At 73.5% G+C, this 22577-nt stretch carries 23 protein-coding genes, 1 tRNA gene and 1 pseudogene; 2 read left to right on the top strand and 23 right to left on the bottom strand.

What is annotated here, in order from left to right; all coding sequences use genetic code 11:
- Positions 1 to 2: 2 nt before the first annotated feature.
- The 20 genes and pseudogenes from J7462_RS24775 to eno form a co-directional block, all read right to left on the bottom strand.
- Complete coding sequence (locus tag J7462_RS24775; protein ID WP_208568537.1) at positions 3 to 323, bottom strand: hypothetical protein; 321 nt, start codon at positions 321 to 323, stop codon at positions 3 to 5.
- A gap of 92 nt (positions 324 to 415) precedes the next feature.
- Positions 416 to 1237, bottom strand: a complete 822-nt coding sequence (locus J7462_RS24770) for a Bax inhibitor-1/YccA family protein (RefSeq protein ID WP_219467221.1) — start codon at positions 1235 to 1237, stop codon at positions 416 to 418.
- A gap of 110 nt (positions 1238 to 1347) precedes the next feature.
- Positions 1348 to 1431 (bottom strand) — tRNA-Leu (locus tag J7462_RS24765).
- Positions 1432 to 1561: 130 nt separating this feature from the next.
- A complete protein-coding gene (locus J7462_RS24760) occupies positions 1562 to 2899 on the bottom strand; it encodes an NAD(P)/FAD-dependent oxidoreductase (protein WP_208568539.1) in 1338 nt (445 codons plus the stop codon).
- Between the two features lie 91 nt (positions 2900 to 2990).
- The gene (locus tag J7462_RS24755) at positions 2991 to 3551 is read right to left on the bottom strand and encodes a hypothetical protein (protein ID WP_219470682.1); all 561 of its coding nucleotides are present in this window, start codon (positions 3549 to 3551) and stop codon (positions 2991 to 2993) included.
- A gap of 5 nt (positions 3552 to 3556) precedes the next feature.
- On the bottom strand, positions 3557 to 4921 hold the full coding sequence (locus J7462_RS24750; RefSeq protein ID WP_374197547.1) for a DUF58 domain-containing protein: 1365 nt from the start codon (positions 4919 to 4921) through the stop codon (positions 3557 to 3559).
- Positions 4922 to 4926: 5 nt separating this feature from the next.
- Positions 4927 to 5934 carry a MoxR family ATPase gene (locus J7462_RS24745; protein WP_208568540.1) on the bottom strand — a complete coding sequence of 336 codons (1008 nt, stop codon included), beginning with the start codon at positions 5932 to 5934 and terminating at the stop codon, positions 4927 to 4929.
- Positions 5934 to 6521 carry a hypothetical protein gene (locus J7462_RS24740; protein ID WP_219467218.1) on the bottom strand — a complete coding sequence of 196 codons (588 nt, stop codon included), beginning with the start codon at positions 6519 to 6521 and terminating at the stop codon, positions 5934 to 5936. The genes J7462_RS24745 and J7462_RS24740 overlap by 1 nt, the downstream gene beginning before the upstream one ends.
- Before the next feature lie 72 nt (positions 6522 to 6593).
- Positions 6594 to 7331: a DUF4129 domain-containing protein gene (locus J7462_RS24735; RefSeq protein WP_219470678.1), complete on the bottom strand. Its 738-nt coding sequence runs from the start codon at positions 7329 to 7331 to the stop codon at positions 6594 to 6596.
- Between the two features lie 19 nt (positions 7332 to 7350).
- Positions 7351 to 8144: pseudogene (locus J7462_RS24730) on the bottom strand (uracil-DNA glycosylase).
- A gap of 48 nt (positions 8145 to 8192) precedes the next feature.
- Complete coding sequence (locus J7462_RS24725) at positions 8193 to 8879, bottom strand: dienelactone hydrolase family protein (protein ID WP_208568659.1); 687 nt, start codon at positions 8877 to 8879, stop codon at positions 8193 to 8195.
- Between the two features lie 215 nt (positions 8880 to 9094).
- Positions 9095 to 9586 (bottom strand): hypothetical protein, encoded by a 492-nt coding sequence (locus J7462_RS24720; protein WP_255597890.1) that lies wholly within the window; start codon positions 9584 to 9586, stop codon positions 9095 to 9097.
- A 108-nt stretch (positions 9587 to 9694) separates the two neighbouring features.
- The gene (locus J7462_RS24715) at positions 9695 to 10747 is read right to left on the bottom strand and encodes a hypothetical protein (protein ID WP_219467214.1); all 1053 of its coding nucleotides are present in this window, start codon (positions 10745 to 10747) and stop codon (positions 9695 to 9697) included.
- Complete coding sequence (locus J7462_RS24710) at positions 10744 to 11076, bottom strand: PadR family transcriptional regulator (RefSeq protein ID WP_219467211.1); 333 nt, start codon at positions 11074 to 11076, stop codon at positions 10744 to 10746. The genes J7462_RS24715 and J7462_RS24710 overlap by 4 nt, the downstream gene beginning before the upstream one ends.
- Before the next feature lie 408 nt (positions 11077 to 11484).
- A complete protein-coding gene (locus J7462_RS24705; RefSeq protein WP_219470674.1) occupies positions 11485 to 12426 on the bottom strand; it encodes a Ppx/GppA phosphatase family protein in 942 nt (313 codons plus the stop codon).
- A 154-nt stretch (positions 12427 to 12580) separates the two neighbouring features.
- Entirely contained in the window at positions 12581 to 13819 is a 1239-nt protein-coding gene (locus J7462_RS24700) for a hypothetical protein (protein ID WP_219467209.1), read from the bottom strand.
- A 130-nt stretch (positions 13820 to 13949) separates the two neighbouring features.
- Entirely contained in the window at positions 13950 to 14456 is a 507-nt protein-coding gene (locus J7462_RS24695; protein WP_219467207.1) for an amino-acid N-acetyltransferase, read from the bottom strand.
- Positions 14453 to 15010 (bottom strand): DUF501 domain-containing protein, encoded by a 558-nt coding sequence (locus J7462_RS24690; RefSeq protein ID WP_219470673.1) that lies wholly within the window; start codon positions 15008 to 15010, stop codon positions 14453 to 14455. Before J7462_RS24690 ends, J7462_RS24695 begins: the two co-directional genes overlap by 4 nt.
- Positions 15011 to 15044: 34 nt before the next feature.
- Positions 15045 to 15668, bottom strand: coding sequence for a septum formation initiator family protein (locus tag J7462_RS24685; protein WP_219467203.1), 624 nt, complete (start codon positions 15666 to 15668; stop codon positions 15045 to 15047).
- 31 nt (positions 15669 to 15699) lie between these two features.
- Positions 15700 to 16983 (bottom strand): phosphopyruvate hydratase, encoded by a 1284-nt coding sequence (eno, locus tag J7462_RS24680; protein WP_208568547.1) that lies wholly within the window; start codon positions 16981 to 16983, stop codon positions 15700 to 15702.
- Between the two features lie 222 nt (positions 16984 to 17205).
- On the opposite strand from eno, the gene J7462_RS24675 reads away from it, so the two are divergent.
- Together J7462_RS24675 and J7462_RS24670 are read left to right on the top strand one after the other, a co-directional pair.
- A complete protein-coding gene (locus J7462_RS24675; RefSeq protein ID WP_208568548.1) occupies positions 17206 to 17898 on the top strand; it encodes a hypothetical protein in 693 nt (230 codons plus the stop codon).
- A 155-nt stretch (positions 17899 to 18053) separates the two neighbouring features.
- On the top strand, positions 18054 to 18890 hold the full coding sequence (locus tag J7462_RS24670; RefSeq protein WP_308291018.1) for an NUDIX domain-containing protein: 837 nt from the start codon (positions 18054 to 18056) through the stop codon (positions 18888 to 18890).
- A 53-nt stretch (positions 18891 to 18943) separates the two neighbouring features.
- Here J7462_RS24670 and J7462_RS24665 read toward each other — a convergent pair whose 3' ends face one another.
- The 3 genes from J7462_RS24665 to J7462_RS24655 all read right to left on the bottom strand — a co-directional run bounded on the left by J7462_RS24665 (position 18944) and on the right by J7462_RS24655 (position 22472).
- On the bottom strand, positions 18944 to 20563 hold the full coding sequence (locus J7462_RS24665; protein ID WP_219467180.1) for a DUF885 domain-containing protein: 1620 nt from the start codon (positions 20561 to 20563) through the stop codon (positions 18944 to 18946).
- A gap of 137 nt (positions 20564 to 20700) precedes the next feature.
- A complete protein-coding gene (locus J7462_RS24660) occupies positions 20701 to 21690 on the bottom strand; it encodes a nucleoside triphosphate pyrophosphohydrolase (RefSeq protein WP_219470671.1) in 990 nt (329 codons plus the stop codon).
- Entirely contained in the window at positions 21687 to 22472 is a 786-nt protein-coding gene (locus J7462_RS24655; RefSeq protein WP_219467177.1) for a hypothetical protein, read from the bottom strand. The genes J7462_RS24660 and J7462_RS24655 overlap by 4 nt, the downstream gene beginning before the upstream one ends.
- Between the last annotated feature and the right edge of the window lie 105 nt (positions 22473 to 22577).

The raw sequence follows: 22577 nt of genomic DNA, 5'->3' as shown, positions 1-22577 counted from the left end.
CGCTACAGCGCGCCGCGGGTCGCCGTCACCAGGGCGGCGGCCCCGGCCAGCACCGCCTCCGGCGGGCCGGCGGCCACCAGGTCCGCCGTGACCACCCGGAGCTGGTCGGGCAGCGCCATCGGGTGCGCCAACCGGGGTACGTCCCGCCGGGGCTCACCCTCCGCGTCGGCCGCCAGGTCGGCGACCTCCTGCACCAGCTTGTGCACCAGGTCGGCCCGGGACACGTTGCCGCCCTCGGCGACCGCCGCCCAGCGCGGCTGCTGCCAGTGGCCCACCTGACGGACCAGCAGGTCCACCGCCCGGCCCAACTCCGCTGCGCTCATCGTCGGCGAGTCTACGCACCCCGGTCGGGGTGCGTAGACGACGACGCCCGCCGCCGCAGGGTGCACGGTGGCGGGCGTCGGGTGCGAAAGCGTCAGTCGTCACCCTGGAAGTAGCTGATCAGACGGAGCATCTCCAGGTAGAGCCAGACGAGGCTGACCACGATGCCGAACGCGGCCGTCCAGGAGTAGCGGGCCGGCAGCCCCATCCGGACGCCGTCCTCGACCTCCTTGAAGCTGAGCACGAAGCTCAGCGAGGCGACCACGATGCAGACCAGGCTGAAGCCGATGGCCAGCGGGCTGCCGTCGCGCAGGCCGGTGTTCACGCCGAACAGCGCGAGCACCAGGTTGATCAGCATGACGGCGAACAGGCCCGCCATCACGGCGATCATGCCCTTGACGAACTTGGGGGTGGCCCGGATGACGCGCGCCTTGTAGAGGATGGTCATCACGAAGAAGACACCGAAGGTGGCGACCACGGCCTGGAGCACGATGCCCTGGTAGGCCGTTTCGTAGACCTTGCTGACCAGGCCGACGAACGCGCCCTCGACGATCGCGTACGCGACGACCAGCGCCGGGTTGGCGACCCGGGAGAACGAGATGATCAGCCCGAGGACCAGGCCGACCATCGCGGCGCCGATCCAGGCGACGCCGAGCACCGAATCCGGCACCAGGATCCAGGCGGCGGCGGCGGAGACGCCGAGGATCGCCAGGAGCGTGACGGTCTTGACGACGACGTCGTCGAGGGTCATCGTGCCGGACACCTGCGGGGCGACCGGGGAACCGGGCTGACCCGGGTACTGCTGGGGAACGCCGGGCTGTCCGTAACCGTACGGCCCGGGCTGGGCGTACCCGGCGGAGCGCTCCCGCTCGGCCGCCTGGCCGAGCCGGGCGAGCACCGGGTTCGAGGTCTTCACTGTCTCAGGCCTCCCTCAGGGGGTCAGTCGCACGCAAACGTGCACTCCCAGGGTAAACGGCCCGGTGCCAGCCGGTACGGCCGGGACGCTGTGGGAAAGCTGAGAGTGTGTGGTGCCCGGGGCGGGTCTCGAACCCGCACGCCTTGCGGCAGCCGCTTTTAAGGCGGCCGTGTCTGCCGTTCCACCACCCGGGCGAAAGCGCGTCACGTCGATGCGCGGCGGTGCAGTCCCACGGTAACCGGTCCGTGTCGCCCCGGCGTACCCGGCGACGCGAACGCCCCTGCCCGCTCCGGCGGGCAGGGGCGTCCGGTGTCGGAGCGGCGGTCAGGCCGCCCGGCTGGTGATCGGGATCGGCTGCGACGCCTCCGCGAACTCCTCCCGCGGGTCGTGCAGCTGACCGAGCGCGACCACCTCACGCTTGAGGAAGAAGGCCAGCGACCAGTCGACCACGACCCGGACCTTGCGGTTGAACGACGGGATCCGGCTCATGTGGTACGTCCGGTGCATGAACCAGGCCGGCCAGCCCGTCATCTTGATGCCGTACACCTGGGCGACGCCCTTGTGCAGGCCGAGGCTGGCCACGCTGCCGGCGTGCTTGTGCTTGTAGTCGACAGGCGGCCGGCCCCGGACCACCAGGGCGATGTTGTCGGCCATCCGGGCGGCCTGCCGCACCGCGTGCTGGGCGCTCGGCGAGCAGTAGTTGCCCGGCTCCTTGGTGAGGTCCGGCACGGCCGCGCAGTCACCGGCGCTCCACGCCCCCTCGACCACCCGGTCGCCGTCGACGACCTGGAGGGTGGGCAGGCAGGTGACCCGCCGCCGCTCGTCGCGGGGGAAGTCGGTGCGGTCCAGCATCGGCGACGGCTTCACCCCGGCCGTCCAGACGATGGTGTCGGAGCGGAAGCTGTCACCGTCGGAGAGCTTCACCACACCGTCGACGCAGGACTCCAGCCGGGTGTCCAACCGGATGTCCATGTTCCGCTTGAGCAACTGCTGCACCGTGTAGGCGCCCATGTCCCGGTCGACCTCGGGCAGCACCCGCTGGGTCGCCTCGACCAGCACCCAGCGCATGTCGTCCGGTTCCAGTTCGGGGTAGTAGCGCAGCGCGTCCCGGGCCATGTCCTCCATCTCGGCCAACGCCTCGATGCCGGCGTAGCCGCCGCCGACGAAGGTGAAGGTCAACGCAGAGCGACGGACGTCGGGATCCGGCGTGGCGGCGGCCACGTCGAGCCGGTCCAACACGTGGTTGCGCAGGTAGATGGCCTCACCGATGGTCTTGAAGCCGATCCCGTGCTCGTGCAGGCCGGGGATCGGCAGGGTGCGGGACACCGAGCCGGGGGCGACGACCACGTGGTCGTAGGGGATCTCCCGGGTCGGGCCGGAGATCGGCTGCACCACCGCGGTCTTGCGGCTGTGGTCGATCCGGGTCACCGCGCCCGCGACCACCTTGCACTTGCGCAACTCGCGCCGCAGCGGCACCACGGAGTGCCGGGGCGAGATGTTGCCGGCCGCCGCCTCGGGCAGGAACGGCTGGTAGGTCATGTGCGGCTGCGGGTCGACGACGACGACCTCGGCCTCACGGGAGCTCAGCTTCTTGGACAGGCGCAGAGCGGCGTACAGGCCCACGTGCCCGGCACCCACGACAAGGATCCGCTTCGGATTCACGTATCCATCTTTCCCCGGGCGGCTGCGGTAATACCCCTCGAGACCCCCATCTGTGACGGAGCACAACACCTGTGAGCTGCGCAACGTCGCGCTATCTGCGGCGCAGCAGCCAACCCAGCAGCCCGCTCAAACCCACCGCCACCAGCAGTCCGACCACCGTGGCGGTCTGGAAACCGTCATCCGGGCCGAGTTGCCCCGCCCGGGTCAGCAACACGCCGATCACCGCGGAGGCCAGCACCACCGCGCCGGCCCGGGTGAGCCAGCGCAGCACCACGTTCGGGTCGGTCACCCCGTCGTAGGGCAACACGGCCACCAGGGCGCAGAGGGTGTGCCCGAGGTAGAGCAGGGTCGCCACCGCCAACAACCGCCACAACGCGATCGGACGGTCGTAACCGGCCGAGGCGAACACCCAGCCGGCGACCGTGACCAGCGCGGCGAAGGTCGGCCAGACCCGGCGCGGGGCCACCGCCGGCAGCACCGCCACCACCGTCAGTGCGAGCAGCGACCGGGCCTGGAACAGCTCCACCGGGTACGCCAGCAGCAGGCCGGCCAGCACCACCAGGAAGACCGCCCCGCGCACCAGCAACGGCAGCAGCGCCACCCGACGCACCGCCGTGCGGGCCGCCCGGACCCGCTCCCGGGCCGCGTCCACCGGGCTCACCGGCCACCCACCCGGGGGGCGGTGGCCAGCCGGGCGACGTCCCGCAGCACCTGGTCCAGGCTGCCCGCGCCGGCCCAGCCCACCACCGGCACGCCGTGCTCCCGGAGCTGGGCGATCATCGTGTCCCGGTCCAGCCGCCACAGCCGGTACGCAACCGGTGCCCAGCCCCGGTCGCCGGGTGGGGCCAGGTCGGTCGGCAGGGTGTCCACCGCCACCACGAACCGTCCGCCCCGGGCCAGCCGGGCCAACATCTGCGCGGACCGCTCGTCGAGCAGCGGGGTGAGCACCACCACCAGCGCGTCGGCGGAGAGCACCTGCGGCCCGAACACCTGGTCGTACGGCTCGTGTGGGGAGGACTCGGCGTGCACGTCGAGCAGCCACTCCAGCACGGTCAGGTACTGCCGGCGGCCGGTCGCGGGGCGCAGCCGACGGGCCGCCGGGCCGTATTCCAGCAGGGCCACCCGGTCGCCCCGGTGCAGGTAGTGCTCGGCGATCGCGGCGGCGGCCCGGACGGTGGTGTCCAACACGGATGCCGCTCCGGCCACCCCGCCGGACCGCCCCGCCTCGGCCAGGACGTCGAGCAGGACGACCACCTCGGCGTCCCGGTCGGACAGGGTCGACGCCACGTGCAGTTGCCGGGTCCGCAGCGACACCCGCCAGTCGATGCGGCGCAGCCGGTCCCCCGGCCCGAAGACCCGCACCCCGGCCAGTTCCCCGCCCTCCCCCGGCCGGCGCGAGTGGTGCGCGCCGGCCAGCCCGGCGGCCCGGGGCATCGCCTCCACCGCGTCGAACGGCTCGGTCTTCGGGTACACCCGCATCCGCACCGGTTCGGTGAGCACCGCACGGGAGACCAGCAGTCCGTCGGCGGCGGCGGCCCGGGCACCGGCCGGACCGACCGGGTGCCGCCCCCAGCGCAGCGCGGTGCCGGACAGTTCCAGGTCGACGGCGGTGCCGGTGGACAACGCCGTCACGAAGGGCCGGTCCATGCCGCCGGAGCGGCTGACATCCAGCTCGATGCCGCCGAAACCGACCCGCCGCACCGACAGCCACGGCGAGACGCGGGTCCGGACCACCACCACGTCGTACGGCACGGTGTCCGGATTGCCCACCGCCACCGCGCCGGCCAGGTCACCGCCCTCTACCAGCTGGGCATCCTCGGCGATGATCTCCAACTGTGGGGCGGCGGAGGGCCGGCGACGCAACGCGTACGCGGTGCCGAGCGCGAACGGGGTGGCCAGCACGACCAGGTCGACCCGGCCGAGCAGCACCGCGGCGATCAGCAGCAGCCCGGTGAGCAGCACCGCCCGGCCGAGCGCCCAGGTGGGCGACCAGCCCGCCGTCGGCTCCTGACGGTCCGGCACGACGATCAGCGCCCGGCCCGGCCGGCCGCGTAGCTGGGCAGCGCCCCACTGGCCGGGGCCGGGGTCTGCTCCAGCACCTCGCCGACCACGAACGACGGGTCGACCCGGCGCAGCCACATCTCCGGACGCAACGTGATCCGGTGCGCCAGCGCGGGGGCGGCCACCTCCTTCACGTCCTCCGGCACCACGTAGTCCCGGCCGGCGAAGACGGCCCGGACCCGGGCCAGCAGCAGCAACGCCAGCGAACCCCGGGGGGACGCCCCGACCAGCACCGACGGGTGTTCCCGGGTGGCCGCGGTGAGGTCCACGATGTACTTGCCGACGGAGTCCTCCACCACCACGTCCTCCAACGCGGCCTGCATGGCCCGCAGGGTTGCGGCGTCGACCACCGGCTCGATCTGCGCCTCCTCGCGGCGGCGGTCCATCCGGCGGCGCAGCACCTCCCACTCCTCGTCGCGCTGCGGGTAACCGAACGACACCCGCAGCAGGAACCGGTCGAGCTGCGCCTCGGGCAGCGGGTACGTCCCCTCGTACTCGATCGGGTTGGCGGTGGCCAGGACGTGGAACGGCTCGTCGAGCCGGTAGGTGACGCCCTCGACGGAGACCTGCTTCTCCTGCATCGCCTCCAGCAGCGCCGACTGGGTCTTCGGCGGGGTCCGGTTGATCTCGTCGGCGAGCAGCAGGTTGGTGAAGAGCGGACCGGCCCGGAAGGAGAAGTCGCCGGTGCGCTGGTCGTAGAGGAACGAGCCGGTGACGTCGGCGGGCAGCAGGTCGGGGGTGAACTGGAGGCGGCGGAAGTCCAACCCGAGGGCCTGGGCGAAGGAACGGGCGGTCAGTGTCTTGCCCAGGCCGGGCAGATCCTCCAGCAGCACGTGCCCGCCGGCCAGGATGCCGGCGAGGACCAGTTCCAGGGACTCCCGCTTGCCGACCACGACCGTGCCGACCGCGTCCAGCACCGCCCGGGCCAGGTGGCCGACCTCCGTGGCGGGAATGCTGCGGTCCACGTCGTTCATCAGATCTTCTCCAGTTCGGCGACGATCGCCGCGAGGTCGCGCGGCGACGGGGGACGGCGGGAGGGGGTCTCGAGGAAACTCCACAGCGGGTCCCCGAGCAGGGCCCGGGCCCGGGTCGGGTCGGCTTCCCTGGTCAGGCCGTGGCGTTGGCGCAGCCGCTCGTCGGCCAGCTCGCCGAGACGGGGCAGGATCCGCTCGGTGAACCGCTCCTGGTTGCCCGAGGACCAGTCCAGCGGTCGTTCCCAGCCGTTGATCGCGGCCCGCAGCGCGTCCCGGGCCGCCCAGTTGTAGGCGCCCGGCTCCTCACCGGCCGGGGTCCGGGCCCCGCTGCGGGGCGGGGGCGGCGGGGCCAGCGCGGCGGTGACCCGACGGACGGTGAGCACCGCCAGCACCCCCGCCACCACGATGCTGATCGACAGTTGCAGACCGACCGCGCGCAGGCCGACCAGGACCACGGCGGTCACCCCGGCGGTGGTCAGGAGCAGCCGGAACAGCCAGCGCACGCGCCCGCCCCGGGCCCGGCCGGACCGGGCCGACGGCTCCTCCTCGAAACGGAACAGGTCGTCCAGACCGGTCGACTCGCTCACCCCGACACCCCGCCGGACGGGTGGCGGGCGGTCACGCCGGCACCCCACCGGGTGCGGTGTGCTGGCGGGCGGTCACGCCGGCACCTGCGGGTCGGCCAGGGCGGTGAGTTCGCCACGCAGCCGGCGCAGCGCCCCCCGGGCCTGGTCCCGCATCCGGGCGTCGACGCTGCGGGTGGCGTAGCGGGCCTCGCGGTAGACGTGGGCGAAGCCGTCCAGCACGTCGGCGCTGGCGATGGCGGGCACCCCGGCGGCCGGGTCTCCCCGCAACAACCGGGTGACCAGGTCGGTCGGGGTGTCCCCGGTAAGCCTCGGCACGCCGGCCTCGGTGGCGGCCTCCTCCAGCCGCACCCAGCAGGCGATGACGGCGGTACGCGGGTCGGTGTCGGCGTCGTCCAGCTCCTCCAGGCCGGCGTCGAGCGCGGCCACCACCTCCCGGGCGGTCCCCTCGGCGGTACGCCGGGCCCGCGCGGCGGGCACCGCCCGGGTGGTCCGGCGCAGCGCGCCGCGCAGCAGCGTCCAGGCCAGGTAGCCCACGGCGGCCAGGATCGCCAGCCCGAGCAGGCCGAGCGCCGCCGTGGCGATCCACTGCGGAACACTCGCCCGGGTCTGCGCGGCGTCGGCACGGGGCTCGATCGGGATCGACGCGGCCGGCTCGGCGGACGGGTAATCCGGCACGTACGGGATGTTGTCGGCGGCCGGCGGGATACGGCTCGCGCCGATCGAGGAGTGCCCGGCGGAGAGCGCGGCGGCGAGCAGCAGCAGCGTCACCAGGGCGACGGGCCACCACCTGCGCAGTACGCCGAGGTCCATCGCCACCGCCCCACGCTGCTCAGTCCACCCCCGCGAGCTGTTTCGCCCGGGCGAACACGTCGTCCAGCATCTGTGTGGTCAACCGCCCGGTGAAGGTGTTCTGCTGGCTGACGTGGTAGCAACCGAGCAGATCGGGAGCGGCCGACCCGGACCAGTGTGCCCCATGGCCGAAGACCGGTCGCGGGCTGGGCGGTCGGACGCCGTACACCTGGCGTAGCACCGGCCACCACGCCGCCCAGGCGAACGCGCCCAGGGCGACGACCACCCGCATGGTGGGTCGGATCAGGGCCACCTCCCGGTGCACCCAGGGGGCGCAGGTGTCCCGCTCGGCCGGGGTGGGCTTGTTGTCCGGCGGGGCGCAGCGCACGGCGGCGAAGATCCGCACGCCGGTGAGGGCGAGGCCGTCGTCGGCGGCGACGCTGGTGGGCTGGTTGGCCAGCCCCGCGCGGTGCAGGGCGGCGAAGAGCACGTCGCCGGAGCGGTCGCCGGTGAAGACCCGCCCGGTCCGGTTGCCGCCGTGGGCCGCCGGGGCCAGGCCGAGGATCCCGATCCGGGGTTCGGACACCGGGCCGGGTGGGGTGGCGGACGGGCCCGCGCCGCCGCGCCCGGTGCGGTTGTCGGGGCGCCGAAGCCGGGCACCGGGCGACCCCAGTAGTCCTGGTCGCGGAACGCGGCCCGTTTCGTCCGGGCGACCTCCTCCCGCCAGTCGACCAGGCGCGGGCAGGCGAAACAGTCGCTGACCGCCGCGTCGAGGTCGGCCAGGTCGGTCGCCCGCGCGGCGCGGGCGACCACCTCGGCGGGGGTACGGGACACGGTCGGCCTGGGCACCGTCAACGCCTGCGCCCGTCGGCTGACCGGCGCTCAGCCAAGCTTGGCCCGGAAGAGTTCGAGGGTGCGGGCCCAGGCGGTGGCGGCGGCCCGCTGGTCGAAGTTCTCCGGCCGGTCCTCGTTGAAGAACGCGTGCGCGGTGCCCGGGTAGTCGTAGGTCTGGCAGGTGCCGCCGGCGTTCTCCACGGCCCGGCGTACCGTCTGCACGCCGTCGGCGGCGGACAGTCCGTCGGCCTCTGAGCAGTGCACGACCGCCGCCTTACCCGCGTAGTCGGTCCACTCGGTGGGCATCCCGTCCCACGGCAGCCGGGGGTAGAAGGCGGCGGTGGCGACGATCCGCTCGGCGCGGGTGGCCGCCCACAGCGCCAGGCTGGCACCGGCGCAGAACCCGGCGCACCCCACCTTGCCGGTCACCTCGGCCCGACCGGCGAGGTATTCCGCCGCCCCGGCGATGTCGGCCGCCGCCTCGTCCATCTGGGTGCTGTTGAGCATCTGCCGGGGCTCACTGGGCTTGCTGGCCGGCTGGCCGTGCCGGAAGTCGGGGGCCAACGCCACGAAGCCGGCCTCGGCGAACCGGTCCACCACCGAGCGGATGTGCGGCACGAGACCCCACCAGTCCTGGATGACGATGACCGCCGGGCTGGCCGTCGCACTGGCCGGTACCGCGAGATACCCCTCGCCGGTCCCTGCGTTCCGGCGGTAACTCACCATCTCGCCCATCGGCCCGTCCTCCTGTCGGTCAGTCATCGTCGGCTGGTCGCAGGGCGTTCCTACGTGTCGGTAGCCTGCCACGCCGTACGCGTGCCGGGAAGATGCCAGAACAGTGGCATATACCTCGCGTTCATCGAACGGTGGCGTGCAACACGCCGACGGCGGCGCGGGAATCCCGCGCCGCCGTCGGCTGATCGTCGTACGGACCGGTCAGGCCCTGTCGGTCACGCCTTCTTGGTGAGGCAGAGCAGGTAGCCCTTGCCGCCCGGGGCGATGTTGTAGAAGACGTAGCCGTCCTCACCCTCCTTGATGTACTGCTCGCACGCCTTACCGGTCTTGGCCTGCGCCTCGGTCTGCTCCTCGACCCGGCCGACCACGTTGTAGACGGCGTCGGTCGAGGTGCACTTGACCACCTTGGCGTCGCTGACCGACTTCTCCTGCGTGCCGGTCACCTCCGGCAGCTCGGCGATGCAGTCACCGGCCTTCGCCTCGGCCGTCTCGTCGGGGTTGAGGAAGTTGCCGATGGCATTGGCGACGCCGAACTTCAGCGCCGCGATCACCAGGAAGGCGACGATCGCGCCGACGATGCCGAGCACCTTCTTCGCCCCGCCACCCTTCGGTTCCGTCGGCTGCGCGGCGGTGGCCGGGGTGACCGGTTCGGGCTGGGCCACCTGCTCCGCCTGCGGCGCGGGGGACGATGCGACCTGCTCTGACACTGAATTTCCTTCCGAGGGGCGAATGAGCAGACGACAACGTAGCGACGAAGATCAGCGCGTGCTGCCCCGTTCCCCTCGTCCGTTCAGCCATTTCCCAGCAACGGCAGGTCAGCCGGTGGCGGTGGGCAGGGGCACCCCCGCCGGCCCGGACACCGAGGGCGACGCGACCGGCACCGATCCCGTGGGTACGGGGTTTCCCGGCGCGGTGGCTGTCGGCGCAACACCCGGCGCGGTGGCCGTCGGCGACCCGCCGGGGCTCACGCCGGACCCGGGCGGGAGCGGGGCGACGGCCGGCGGACGCGGCCGGAACGGCGCCTGCTGCGGGCAGTACGGGTAGCCGCGCTGCACCGGGTTGACGTCGGGCAGGGCCGGATCGTCGCAGGCCGGCCAGCCCAACCGGATCGGGGTGCCGTTCTGGTCGAAGAGCCGGGCGTTCTCCACCAACCGCCCTTCGCTGTCGTAGACGTAGACGTCCTGCACCTGGTCGTACGGGTTCTGCACGGAGGTCGTCTCGTAGCCGTAGCCGTAGCCGTAGCCGGAGCGGGCCTGGTCGTCCACGTTCGCCACCGCGGCGATCGCGAACAACGCCAGCACCGCCGAACTGGCGTGCAACGCCCAGCGCCGCCAGGACCGCAGCTCGGGGGTGCGCCGACCCAACCAGACGGAGCCGCACACCAGGCCGGCGAAGACCAGCAGGCCGACGAACGCGTGGCCGTCGAGCCGGGGCAGCAGGCCGAGCGGCCCGTCGGTGCTGAGCGCGGTGAGCATCATCGCGACCAGGTAGGCGCGGGCCACCCACCACGCCGGGCGCAGCAGCCGCAGGAACTCCCCCGCCGTGTCGTGACCGAACAGTGGGCCGAGCCGGGCGTCGACCCGATCCACCCGGGCCCGGGCACGCCCCAGCATGGTGGCGATCCGCCGTTCCAGCGCCCGCCGGCCGGCCGCCGGGTCACCCGCCCCGGCGGCGGCGCGCAACTCCGCCGCGTACGCCTCGGGGGTGCCCAGCCGGTCGACCAGGGAACCGTCGGCCTCGGCGGCCACCTCGGCGAGGTGTTCCGGAAGGTCCTCGGTCAGCTCCTCGCGTACCTGCGGTGGCAGGTCGGCCAGGGCGGTCCGCACCCGCTCGACGTAGTCCGTTATCTCCTGCCCAGTGACGGTCATGCCGCCATCCCCCGATCGTCGAGCAGCTGGTCCATCGTCGTCGCGAACGCGCGCCAGGTCTTGCCGGAGCGGGTGAGCTGGTCACGGCCGGCGGCGTTGAGCGCGTAGTACTTGCGGTGCGGGCCGGCCTCGCTCGGCACGACGTAGGTGGTGAGCAGGCCGGCAGCGAAGAGTCGGCGCAGGGTGCCGTAGACCGACGCGTCGCCGACCTCATCCAGCCCGGCCTCGCGCAGCCGGCGCAGGATGTCGTAGCCGTACCCGTCGGAATCCCGCAACACGGCCAACACGGCCAGGTCGAGCACACCCTTGAGTAGTTGTGTGGTGTCCACGCATCACACACTACTGCGCACTGCGCACTACCGTCAACAACGCCATACCCCACCCCCCGTCCTCACCTCCCCCGCCACCCACCCCACCCACCCCACCCCCACCCCGCCCCAGCCCTCACCCTCGGCCCACCCCCGCCCCGACCCTCACCCCCGGCCCATCCCCCGCCCCGACCCTCACCCTCGGCCCCGGCCCTCGCCCCCGACCCCCGACCCCGGCCCGGTGATCAAGAGATTCGCGTCATCCCCACCCGGATTTCCGACGCAAACCTCTTGATCACCACACCCTCGGCCCGGTGATCAAGAAGTTTGGGTCGTTCTCGCCGGGAAATTTGACGCAAAGCTCTTGATCACCGGGCTCGATGTCGAGCGGAGGGGAGGGAGGGGGGAGGAGGAGGGGGAGCGTGGGGGTCAGCTGGGGGTGGGGTGCTGGCTCCAGGCGATGCCGTCGAGGATGTCGTGTTCGGAGGCGACCACCGAGGACATCCCGGCCCGCTCCATGATCACCTTGAGCACCAGGGCACCCGCACCGATCACGTCCGCCCGGCCCGGGTGCATCACCGGGATCGCCAACCGCTGCGCGGCGGTCCGGCCCAGCAGGTCGGCGGTCACCCCGGCCACCCGCTCGTACGGCACCCGCGCGTGGTGGATGCGCTCGGGGTCGTACTCCTGGAGGTCCTGGGCGATGGCGACGACGGTGGTGACCGAACCGGCGAGCCCGACCAGTGTGGCTGCCTCCCGGCCGGGGACGGCGGCGAGCGCCCGGTCGACGGCGGCGGCGATGTCGGCCTGCGCGGCGGCGACCTCGGCGACGGTCGGCGGGTCGCCGTGCAGGTGCCGTTCGGTCATCCGGACGCAGCCGATGTCCACCGAGATCGCCGCCTGCACCCCGGAGTCGCGGGTGCCCACCACGAACTCGGTCGAACCGCCGCCGATGTCCACCACCAGGTACGGCGGCTCCGCGTCGGCGGGCAGCCCCCGGACCGCGCCGGTGAACGACAGCCGGGCCTCCTCGTCGCCGGTGACCACCTCGGGCGCGACGCCCAGGGTCTGCTCCACCATGGCCCGGAAGTCGGCCGCGTTGCTCGCATCCCGGGACGCCGAGGTGGCGCACATCCGCACCCGGTCGACGCCCAGCTTGTCGATCTCGGCGGCGTACCCGGCGAGCGCCACCCGGGTCCGCTCGATCGCCTCCGGGGCCAGCCGGCCGGTCCGGTCGACGCCCTGACCGAGCCGGACGATCTCCATCCGGCGGGCCAGGTCGACCAGCGGGGCCTGCGGCCCGGCCGACGGATCGGGCAGGTCGGCGACCAGCAGGCGGATGGAGTTGGTCCCGCAGTCGATGGCGGCCACACGCGTCGTCACGGCAGCAACCCTACGGCAGCAGTCGCCCGCGCACGGCAGCGCCGACCCGACGCCCGACCGCACCGCCCCGACGCACGGCAGCACCGACAGGGTGCCCGGCAGCGCCAACCGCACCCGGCAGCGCCTGCCGGGCCGGCGGTGGTCACCGTCGCCGGCGCCGACGCCACAGCAGCCACGGCGCCCAGGGCAGCACGGCGAGCAGCACCAGCAGCGCCACCAGCGGCGCGCGCCACCACGGGTCCACCGTCGCCGGTGGCGGGTCGGTGGGCGCGGAGACCCACGGGCGGGCGGTCTTCGACCACGCCAGGAAGGCGTCACCGATCGGGAGCAGCCCGAAGGCGTACCGGCGGGTGTGCGGGGTGTCCAGCGGAAAGCCGACCAGTTCGCCGTAGTTGGCCAACGCCCCGGCCAACGCGTCGTCGCCCTGCACCTGGGCCGCACCGAGGGTCACCACGGTGGCGGAGAAGCTCACCCCGAGCGGCAGCGGTCCCGAGTCGACGTCCCCCGGGCCGTCCAGGCCGCGCGGGTACTCCCGCACCGCCGGGCCGAGCCTCAGTGGCGACACCACGAAGTCGGTGCGGAAGCGCAGGTACTGCTCGCGGGCGAAGGTCGGGTCGATCTCCGGCAGGAACCGCTGGATGACGCTCTGCGAGGTGCCCCGGGCCACCTCGGCCGGTGCTCCGGTGCCCGGGTCGACCCGGTGTGGCAGCAGACCGGTACGCGGGTCGAGGCGCTGGCGTACCCCGTCGAGCCAGCGGCCGGTGGTCGGCGCGAAACGCGGCGGTAGCAGAGCGTCGTGCAGCCGCAGCGAGGCCACCGCCACCGTCGAGTCGACCGGCCACGCCTGCCCGGGATAGGCGGCGAGGTACGGCGTGGGAGAGGCGTCGAACGCGGCGGCCAGGGTCGCCGACGCCTCGGCGAACCGGCGCACCTCGGCCGGGTCCCGCCCCGACTCCGGTTGCAGGGCGAGCACCCCGCCGCGCAGCCAGTTCGTCCAGCCGGCGTGGAAGACGCCGTACGCCGGGGTCAGGTCGCGGCTGAACGGGGCCGTGCCGGCCGGCGACTCCAGCCGGGCCAGCGCCCACCGGGCCTCCCGCAGCGCATCGTCACGCCCCTGCGGCGGTTGCCGCAGGCCGGTCTCCACCCGGGCCAGCCCGTACAGCGCGTGGGCGAAGAACCAGCCCTCCGGGAACATCGCCTGGGCGTCCTCGCCGGCACCGTCGTCCAGTTCGGCCCGCAGGTAGTCGAGTTGCCGGTCCACCCCGGGCGGCTGGCGGTCGACGCCACCGGTCGCCGGGGCGATCAGCCGGGCGATGCCGACCAGGGCGAACAGGGTCACCAGGGCGGCGAGCACCGCGCCCAACCGGCGCACGATCGTCACCGACCCAGGGTGGCGGGCCGGGTCAAGACCGGGTCGTGGCCGCACCTTCGGGCCGCCGCAAGCGGGCGCGGACCCCGCCGTCAGGGGCTAGAGGCGCAGCAGCACCGCGCGCGGACCTCGCCGTCCGGGGCTAGAGGCGCAGCAGCATCCGGGTGTTGCCCAGGGTGTTCGGCTTGACCCGTTCCAGGTTGAGGAACTCGGCGACGCCCTCGTCGTAGGAGCGCAGCAGCTGCTCGTAGACGGGCTGCGGCACCGGGGCGCCGTCGATCTCGGTGAACCCGAACGCGCCGAAGAACGCCGTCTCGAAGGTGAGCACGAAGATCCGGGCGATGCCCAACTCCCGGGCGGCGTCGATCAGCTCGGTGACGATCCGGTGGCCGAGCCGCCGTCCCCGGCAGGCCGGGTCGACGGCCACGGTACGGATCTCGGCGAGGTCCTCCCACATCACGTGCAGCGCGCCACAGCCGACGACCCGCCCGTCGCCGGTGACCGCGACCCGGAACTCCTGCACGTCCTCGTAGAGGGTGACGGTGGCCTTGCTGAGCAGCCGCCGGTCGTCGGTGTAGGTGTCGACCAGCCGGCGGATGCCGCGTACGTCGCCGGTGCGGGCCCGGCGTACCACGATCTCGTCGGTCACTGCGCCGCCGGCAGGTCCACGCACGGCCCGGCCGTCCACCACTTCTCCACCAAGGCGAGCGTCTCGTCGCCGAACGGGTTGACGCCGGGGCCGGCACCGAGCGCGTGGCCCAGGTGCACGTGCAGGCACTTCACCCGGCCGGGCATCCCACCGGCGGAGATGCCGGCGATCTCCGGCACCTCGCCGATCACGGCCCGGCGGGCCAGGTAGTCCTCGTGCGCGGCCCGGTACCGGTCGGCCAGCTCCGGGTCCTCGGCGAGCCGCTCGGCCATCTCCTTCATCAACCCGGCCGACTCCAGCCGGCTGCACGCCGCCGTCGCCCGGGGGCAGGTCAGGTAGAACAGCGTCGGGAAGGGGGTGCCGTCGGCGAGCCGGGGGGTGGTCTCCACCACGTCGGGCAGGCCGCACGGGCAGCGGTGGGCCACCGCCCGGGTGCCCCGGGGCGGGCGTCCGAGCTGCGCGGCCACCGCGGCCAGGTCGGCCTCGGTGGCCGGCTGGTGCTCCGGCGGGGGTACGGAGTCCGCCGCCGGCTCCTGCGGTGGTACGACAGTCACGGTGCCCATCTCTCGTTCGGTACGCGGGTGCTGCTCACTGGTCCGGGGCGTCGCCGTTCGCCGCCTGGACGCTCGACCACAGGGTGTCGTACCAGGGGTCGGGGGTCTTGGGTGGGGTCGGCGGCCGGCCGCCGTTGGCGTCCCGGGCCGCGCCGTCCGCGTCGTTGAGCACGATCACCGGCGTCTCACCGGGGGCCACCATGAAGAACCGTTCCCGCGCTTTGATCTTGATGTATTCGGGGTCCTGCCACTTCGCCGCCTGGGCCGACAGCTCGGCGATCTCCGTACGCTGGGCGGCCTGGCTGGCCTCCATCCGCTCGATGTCGACCTGCTGGTCGAGATAGACCCGGACCGGATAGGTGTACGCCAGGGCGAGCGCGAGCAGCACCGCGAACAGCACGGTGGCCCGGCCGGTGAACCGTCGGGGGTGGGGCGCGGTGAGTCGCCGGATGGTGCCGCCGGCCGCCGTCCGGCGGGCCGCCGCCGGACGGTTCGCCGACCGTACCCCGTCGGCGGGCCGCGACCGGGCCGCGGCAGCCCGCGGCTCGGCGCGGACCCCGCCGTCGCGCAGCGGCGTCCGGGCGCCCCGGGCCCCGCCCGGCCGACCGGTCGGCCGGCGGGCCGGGCGTTGGCCACCCGGTGTGCGGCGCTGCTGCATCGTCACACCCCTCCCCCGAGGTTCGCCTGGGTCAGGCCGAACGGTAACGCGGGAACGCGCCGGCGCCGGCGTACCGCGCCGCGTCGGCCAGCTCCTCCTCGATCCGCAGGAGCTGGTTGTACTTGGCGACCCGGTCGGACCGGGCCGGGGCACCGGTCTTGATCTGACCGCAGCCGGTGGCGACGGCCAGGTCGGCGATGGTGGTGTCCTCGGTCTCGCCGGAGCGGTGGCTCATCATGCACTTGAAACCGGCCCGGTGGGCCAGGTCCACCGCGTCCAGGGTCTCGGTCAGCGAACCGATCTGGTTGACCTTGACGAGCACCGCGTTGGCGGACTTCTCGGCGATGCCCCGGGCGATGCGCTGCGGGTTGGTGACGAACAGGTCGTCGCCGACGATCTGGATCCGGTCGCCGACGGCGGCGGTCAGGGTGGCCCAGCCGGTCCAGTCGTCCTCGGCCAGCGGGTCCTCGATGGAGACGATCGGGTAGTCGCCGATGAGCTTGGTGTAGTAGTTGCTCATCTCCTCGGCGCTCTTGGCGGCGCTCTCGAAGGTGTAGGTGCCGTTGTCGAAGAACTCGGTCGCGGCCACGTCGAGGGCGAAGACGATGTCGGTGCCCAGCCGGTAACCGGCCTTCTCGACCGCCTCGGCGATCAGGTCGAGCGCGGCGGCGTTGCTGGGCAGGTTGGGGGCGAAGCCACCCTCGTCACCCAGACCGGTGGAGAGGTCCTTCTTCTTGAGCACCGACTTCAGCGCGTGGTAGACCTCGGCACCGGAGCGCAGCGCCTCCCGGAAGCTGGGGGCCCCGATCGGCGCGATCATGAACTCCTGGACGTCGACGTTGGAGTCGGCGTGCGCGCCACCGTTGAGGATGTTCATCATCGGCACCGGCAGCAGGTGGGCGTTCGGGCCACCCAGGTAACGGAACAGGCTCAGCTCGGCGCTGCCGGCAGCCGCCTTGGCCACCGCCAGGGAGACCCCGAGGATGGCGTTCGCGCCCAGCGTGCCCTTGTTGTCGGAGCCGTCGAGGTCGAGCATCTTCTGGTCGATCAGCCGCTGCTCGCTGGCCTCGTAGCCGATCAGCTGGTCGACGATCTTGTCCTCGATGTTGGCGACCGCGTTCTCGACGCCCTTGCCCAGGTAGCGGTCCTTGTCACCGTCGCGCAGCTCGACCGCTTCGAAGGCGCCGGTGGAGGCGCCGGAGGGTACGGCGGCGCGAGCGATCGTGCCGTCGTCCAGCCCTACCTCGACCTCGACCGTCGGGTTGCCCCGTGAGTCGAGAATCTCCCGGGCGACGATTCCCTCGATGGTTGCCACTGAGTCGCTCCTCGTTCGTTGTGCGAATCCGGTATGGGCCGCGACGGTGCGGCTGGGGCAGTTGTGTTGAACGCAGCGTATCGGGCGACGCTCGGCTGCACGGCGTCCGGGCACACGTAGCCCACCCCTAATCAGCCCGCCCTAACGGACATTCCCGGATTCTCACCCCTCAACCGGCAACCGGTTTGCGCCGGGTGGACACGATCGACCACGCTGGTCGCCATGCCCGCCGTCTCGACCACCCTCCGCGTGCTCGCCGTGTCGGTCATCGCGTCGCTCACCGTCACCGGCTGTCAGACCCTCGACGACACCGGACGCACCCTCGGCCGGTCCGATCTGATCAACGATCTCGCCACCCGGCTGGACGAGTCCCTGGTCCAGACCTGGACCGCCGAATACCGGCTCCCCGGCGGCCGGACCACCACCATCGCCCAGGAGAAGGAGCCGGCCCGCTCGGCGTACACCTGGGCCGCCGGCAAGATCACCGTCTCCGAGCAGGCCATCACCCGGTGCGCGACCACCGCCGGGCGGACCGCCTGCACGGTGGAGCCGCCGGTGCTGATGTCCGGCAAGGCCGCCGTGCCGCTGTTCGCCGAGGCCCGCAAGGCCGGGCTGGTCACCCCGCCCGCCGTCATCCGGTTGCTCACCGAGGCCGCCCTGGACCCGCAGGCCCAGGTCAAGCAGAGCGACACCACGCTCGTCGGCCACCACGCCACCTGCGTCGCCGTCCGGCGTTCCGCCGGGGACTTCGACGCCTGCGTCACCACCGAGGGGGTGCTCGGCAGCTTCACCGGTCTGCTCGACGGCCAGCCGGTCGAGCTGGCCCTGGAACGCTTCACCGACTCGGTGACGCCGACGGCGTTCGACCTGCCGGCCGGTGCCGGGGTGACGGACCGCCGGCCGGCGTCGTCGTGACCGTCCCACCGCCCGGACACCCCACGCCCCCGGCCGACCACCCGGCGGCCTCCACGACCGCCACCGACCGCCCCGCCGGCCCCACGCCTCCGGCTGACGACGCGGCCGGCCACGCTGCCGGGCCCGCGCCCGCGTCGGGCGATCTGGGTCTGCTGGTGGCCGGCACCCGGCTGTTCACCACCCCCGACGGTGGCCTGCCCCGGGTCGGCGAGCTGCCGGCCGGGACCGGATGGGTGCCGCTGGGCACGCTCGACGGCGTGCCGGCCTGGGCGCTGGAGACGGCCGACCCGGGCCGGCCAGCCACCCGGGACAACCCGACCGGGGGCGGGGAGCCGGGGAGCGGGGAGACCGTGGGGAGCAGGGCCGGGGGTCGACGGCCGGTCGGGCGGTGGCGCAGTTGGCGGGCGCTCGCCGCCGAGCTGCCCGAGCCGGTCGCCACGCTCGCCGGACGGGCGGTGGCCGTGGTCACCTGGCGGCGTACCCACCGCTGGTGCGGGGCCTGCCGGGCGGCGCTGGCCGACGTGCCGGGCGAGACGGCCCGCCGCTGCCCCGACTGCGGCCTGTACGTGCCGCTGCGGCTCTCCCCGGCGGTGCTCACCGCGATCACCCGCCCCGGCCCGGCCGGTGGCCCCACCGAGCTGCTGCTGGTCCGGCACGCGTCCGGGCCGACCGAGCTGTGGGCGCTGGTCGCCGGCTTCGTGGAGGCCGGCGAGTCGCTGGAGACGGCGGTCCGGCGGGAGGTCGCCGAGGAGGTCTCGCTCGACCTCGACACGATCGACTACTTCGGCAGCCAACCCTGGGCGATCTCCGGGCCGGGGGTGCTGCTCGCCGGGTTCACCGCCACCGTCGCCGATGCCGGAGCCGAACCGGTGGTGGACGGGCGGGAGCTGGTGCGGGCCCGTTGGTTCCCGGTGGACGCGTTGCCTGCGGAGCTGCCGCCCGCGTACTCGATCTCCCGCTGGCTGATCGACGCCGTCGCCGCCCGCGGCTGAGCCGGCACCCGCGCGGCCCGGACGGCGGGCACCCGGCCGGGGTGGCGTGGCGGTCAGATGCCGAGCAGGGTGCGCAGGTGGCGTGGGGGCGGGCAGTCGTGGGCGAGCATCGCGTCGTGCCAGTCCCGCACCGACACCCCGGCCGGCCGGGCGGCGGCAACGTCGGCCAGTTCGCTGTAGCCGACGAAGTAGGTGGAGAGCTGCGTCGAGGTGAGCAGCGCCCGCCGCCACTTGCCGGCCGCCTCGCCCTCCTCCTGGAAGCCGCGTTCGGTCATCAGCGCCAACGCGTCCGCCTCGGTCATCTGGTCGCAGTGCACCAACTGGTCGAGCAGGGCGTTGATGGTCATCCGCAGCTGCATCTTGAGCTGCTGGAGGCGGACCGGCAGGCCGCCGAAGCCGAGGCCGGCCATCAGCTCCTCGGTGTAGACCGCCCAGCCCTCGATGAACACCCCCGACTCGGTCAGCGCCCGGACCCGGGTGGGGCCGGCGTACCGGCGGGCGTGGGCGAGCTGGAGGAAGTGCCCCGGCATCGCCTCGTGCACGGTCAGGTTGCGGATCATGTGGTCGTTGTACTCGCGGTAGAACGAGTCGACCCGATGCGCGGGCCAGTCCGCCGGGGTGGGCGCGATGCAGTAGAAGGTGGGCAGGTCGGCCGGCTCCAGCGGGCCGGGCGAGTCGCAGTAGGCCACCGCGACGCCCCGGGCGAACTCCGGCATCTCCTGGATCACGCACGGGTCGTCGACCAGGCCGACCAGGTCGTGGGCCCGGACGAAGTCGACGGCCTCGTCGAGGGTGACCGAGGCGAGGTCCACGATGGAGTGGTCGTCGGGGTGCTCGGCGGCCAGCAGGTCCAGCGCCCGGCGTACCGTCTCGTCGTCGGCCGGGCCACCGACCAGCTCGACGGCCGCCGCGCGGATCTCGGCGGTGACCCGGTCCAGGTTGGCCCAGGCGCGGCGCTGCACCTCGGCGGCGCCCAGCTCGGTGTCGAGGGTGTGCCAGAGGCGGGCCTCCCAGCGGCGGCGGCCCAGCCGGGGGTCACGGCCCGGCCCGGTTTCGGCGGCCAGCCCGGCGCGCAGCCAGCCGACGAACTCGTCGAGCGCGGCGATCGCCGCCGTCGCGGCCGGCCCGACCGTGCCGGCCAGCGTGGGTGCCTGGGCGAGCAGCAGCGGCACCTCGTCGCGGATCAGCGCGGCGGTGCCGACGAACTGCCCGACCGCCGTCTCGGCGTGCACCCGGGGCATGTCCCGCAACGTCGTCCGCGCGGTCGCCAACGCGTCGGGTACGGCCGTCAGCCGCCCGGCCAGGTGGGCCAGCCGCTCCTCCACCGGGGCGTACGGGCGGGCGAGCAGGGCGTGCAGCAGCGGACCGGGGTTGTGCACCAGCGGGTCCCACTCGAAGGCCCGGATCTCGCTCAACTCGAACAGTTCCCGGTCGACCAGGGCACTGAGCAGCGCGTGGTCGACCTGTTCCTCGACGTCGAGCGAGTCCGTGTCGACCTCGGCGAGCGCGTCGGCGGCCTCCCTCAGCATCGCCTGGTCGGCCGCGACCGCCCCGGCGGAGAGATCGGGCAACCGGTCGTCGTAGCGGTGGTCCCCGCTCGACGTGGCGACCCCCGGCCGGCTCTCCAGCACGGCCTCGACGATCCGCTCCGCCAACGGCACGAATGAACCCATCCCCCGACCCTACCCACTCCCCACCGCCCGCCCCGGCCTCGTCGATCAAGAGGTTCGCGGCACCGCACACCCGCCCCGCTCTCGTGATCAAGAGGTTCGCGTCACCGGATCGCGCAGGGCTGACGCAAACCTCTTGATCAACTCGACGAGGTGGGGGGTTCGGTGGTGCGGAGGGTTCGGGTGTGAGCCAGGGTGGTGCGGCGGAGAGCCGCTTCGGGGTCCAGGCCGGCGTGGCGGGCCTCGGCGACCAGGGTCAGCAGAGTGGCACCCAGGTGGGACTCCGGGTCGGGCTGGGCGTCGGGGGACGGCAGCGGGGCGGTCAGGCCGGCCCGACCGGCCCGGTCCAGCACCTTGGCCGCCAGGGCCAGCGCCGGCTGGCTCAACGCGATGCCGTCGAGCACCGACGCACGGGCCTTCTCGGCCCGCTTGATCCGTTCCCAGTTCGCCTCGATCTCGGCCAGCGAACCCGCCTCGGCACCGGCGAAGACGTGCGGGTTCCGGCGGACCATCTTGTCGACCAGGGTGCCGGCCACGTCGTCGACGTTCCACCGCTCACCCTCGGGCAGGTCCTCCGCCAGGCGCGCGTGCAGCAGCACCTGGAGCAGCACGTCGCCCAACTCCTCACGGAGCGCGTCGGTGTCACCGTCGCTGATCGCGTCGTACGCCTCGTAGCACTCCTCGATCAGGAAACCGGCGAGGCTACGGTGGGTCTGCGCCCGCTTCCACGGGTCACCACCCGGGGAGGCGAGCCGGTCCATCACCTCGACCGCATCGAGCAGCCGGGCCCCCGGCGGGTCCCACGAGCCGTACATCAGCTCCAGCTCGGCCAGCCCCGGTTGCCGGGCCAACCGCAGACCCAACTCCCGGGCCAGGGACTCGTCGCCGGCCGGGCCGGCCAGCCAGACCGCCGTACCGCCCGCCGCCGCCGCGTCGAGCAACGCGTCGGTGGCTCCGCCGGAGACGACGGTGACCTCGACGCCCGCCGCGCGTACCGCCGCGACCTGGGCGCTCTGTGCACCGGTCAGCACCGGCGCGGAGCGCAGCACGTCCCAGGCGGCGGCGGTCAGCAGACCGGCCGGCAACCGGGGCGAGGTGACCAGCAGGACGATCCGGTGGGACGTGCTCAGGAGGCCACCGGCCCCTGCGCCGGGGTCGGGCTGCCGACCGGCTCGGGGGTCGACACGTCGGTCACCGGGCCGCTCGCGTCGATGTACGGCAGCGCGTAGAAGACCAGCTCCTGACCCTTGTTGACCCAGGCCGGGACGCCGAGCGGCCGGTACCGGGGGTTGACCTCGACGTCAAGCTTGTCGGCCTGCTCCCCCAGCGCGTTGCTCAACGCGGCGGCGCTGCGGACGAAACCGCCGTCGCCGAAGAGCTGCCGCACCTGCGCCACCGGCAGCCCCTTGTCGATGCCGCCGGTCTTCTCGATCGCGTGGTAGACCGCCATCACCGACTCGTCGCTCAGGTCGGCCGGCGGCAACTGCTGGCTGAGCACGGAGAACAGGTCCGCCCACTCACCCCAGAGCTTCGCGAACTCCGCCTGCGGCGGCATCTGCAACTGCTGGGCCAGCTGGTCCGGGGTGATCTGGTCGGGGACCTGGAGGCCCTTCTCGGCCGCGACCCGCTTGCCCAGGTCGATGCTGACCAGCAGGTTCACCACGTCCTGCCGGGTCACCCCGGCCCGCAGCTGCTCCGGGGCCGGGGTCTGGCCGGACTGGGCCGCGCCCTGCCGCACCGCCTCGGCGTACCTCGTCTGCGCGTCGGTGTAGATCGCGTCCACCCGGGCGACCGAGTAGCGACTGTCGCCGATGTATGCGGCCACATCCGGAGATGCCTTGCCGCAGGCGGTGAGGGAGAGGACACCCAGTGCCGCGACGCTGGCGGCGGCGATGAGACGGCGTGCACGCATGACGGTCACTCTCTCATGCCTGCCCGGCTACGGTGACGCCGCCCACCACGCGCTGCGGCCCCCGCCCGCAGCTTTCGCGCCCCCGGCCCCGGCCACCCCGGGTCA

The organism is Micromonospora sp. RL09-050-HVF-A (genome assembly GCF_019374995.1).
Classification (GTDB): domain Bacteria; phylum Actinomycetota; class Actinomycetes; order Mycobacteriales; family Micromonosporaceae; genus Micromonospora; species Micromonospora antibiotica.
This window is presented reverse-complemented; position numbering and strand designations above follow the sequence as displayed.

Coding starts and splice junctions, on each gene's coding strand:
- J7462_RS24775 (WP_208568537.1), bottom strand. CDS start 323: ATGAGCGCAGCGGAGTTGGGCCGGGCGGTGGACCTGCTGGTCCGTCAG.
- J7462_RS24745 (WP_208568540.1), bottom strand. CDS start 5,934: ATGAACGACGTGGACCGCAGCATTCCCGCCACGGAGGTCGGCCACCTG.
- J7462_RS24735 (WP_219470678.1), bottom strand. CDS start 7,331: ATGGACCTCGGCGTACTGCGCAGGTGGTGGCCCGTCGCCCTGGTGACG.
- J7462_RS24725 (WP_208568659.1), bottom strand. CDS start 8,879: ATGGGCGAGATGGTGAGTTACCGCCGGAACGCAGGGACCGGCGAGGGG.
- J7462_RS24715 (WP_219467214.1), bottom strand. CDS start 10,747: ATGACCGTCACTGGGCAGGAGATAACGGACTACGTCGAGCGGGTGCGG.
- J7462_RS24685 (WP_219467203.1), bottom strand. CDS start 15,668: ATGCAGCAGCGCCGCACACCGGGTGGCCAACGCCCGGCCCGCCGGCCG.
- J7462_RS24675 (WP_208568548.1), top strand. CDS start 17,206: ATGCCCGCCGTCTCGACCACCCTCCGCGTGCTCGCCGTGTCGGTCATC.
- J7462_RS24665 (WP_219467180.1), bottom strand. CDS start 20,563: ATGGGTTCATTCGTGCCGTTGGCGGAGCGGATCGTCGAGGCCGTGCTG.
- J7462_RS24655 (WP_219467177.1), bottom strand. CDS start 22,472: ATGCGTGCACGCCGTCTCATCGCCGCCGCCAGCGTCGCGGCACTGGGT.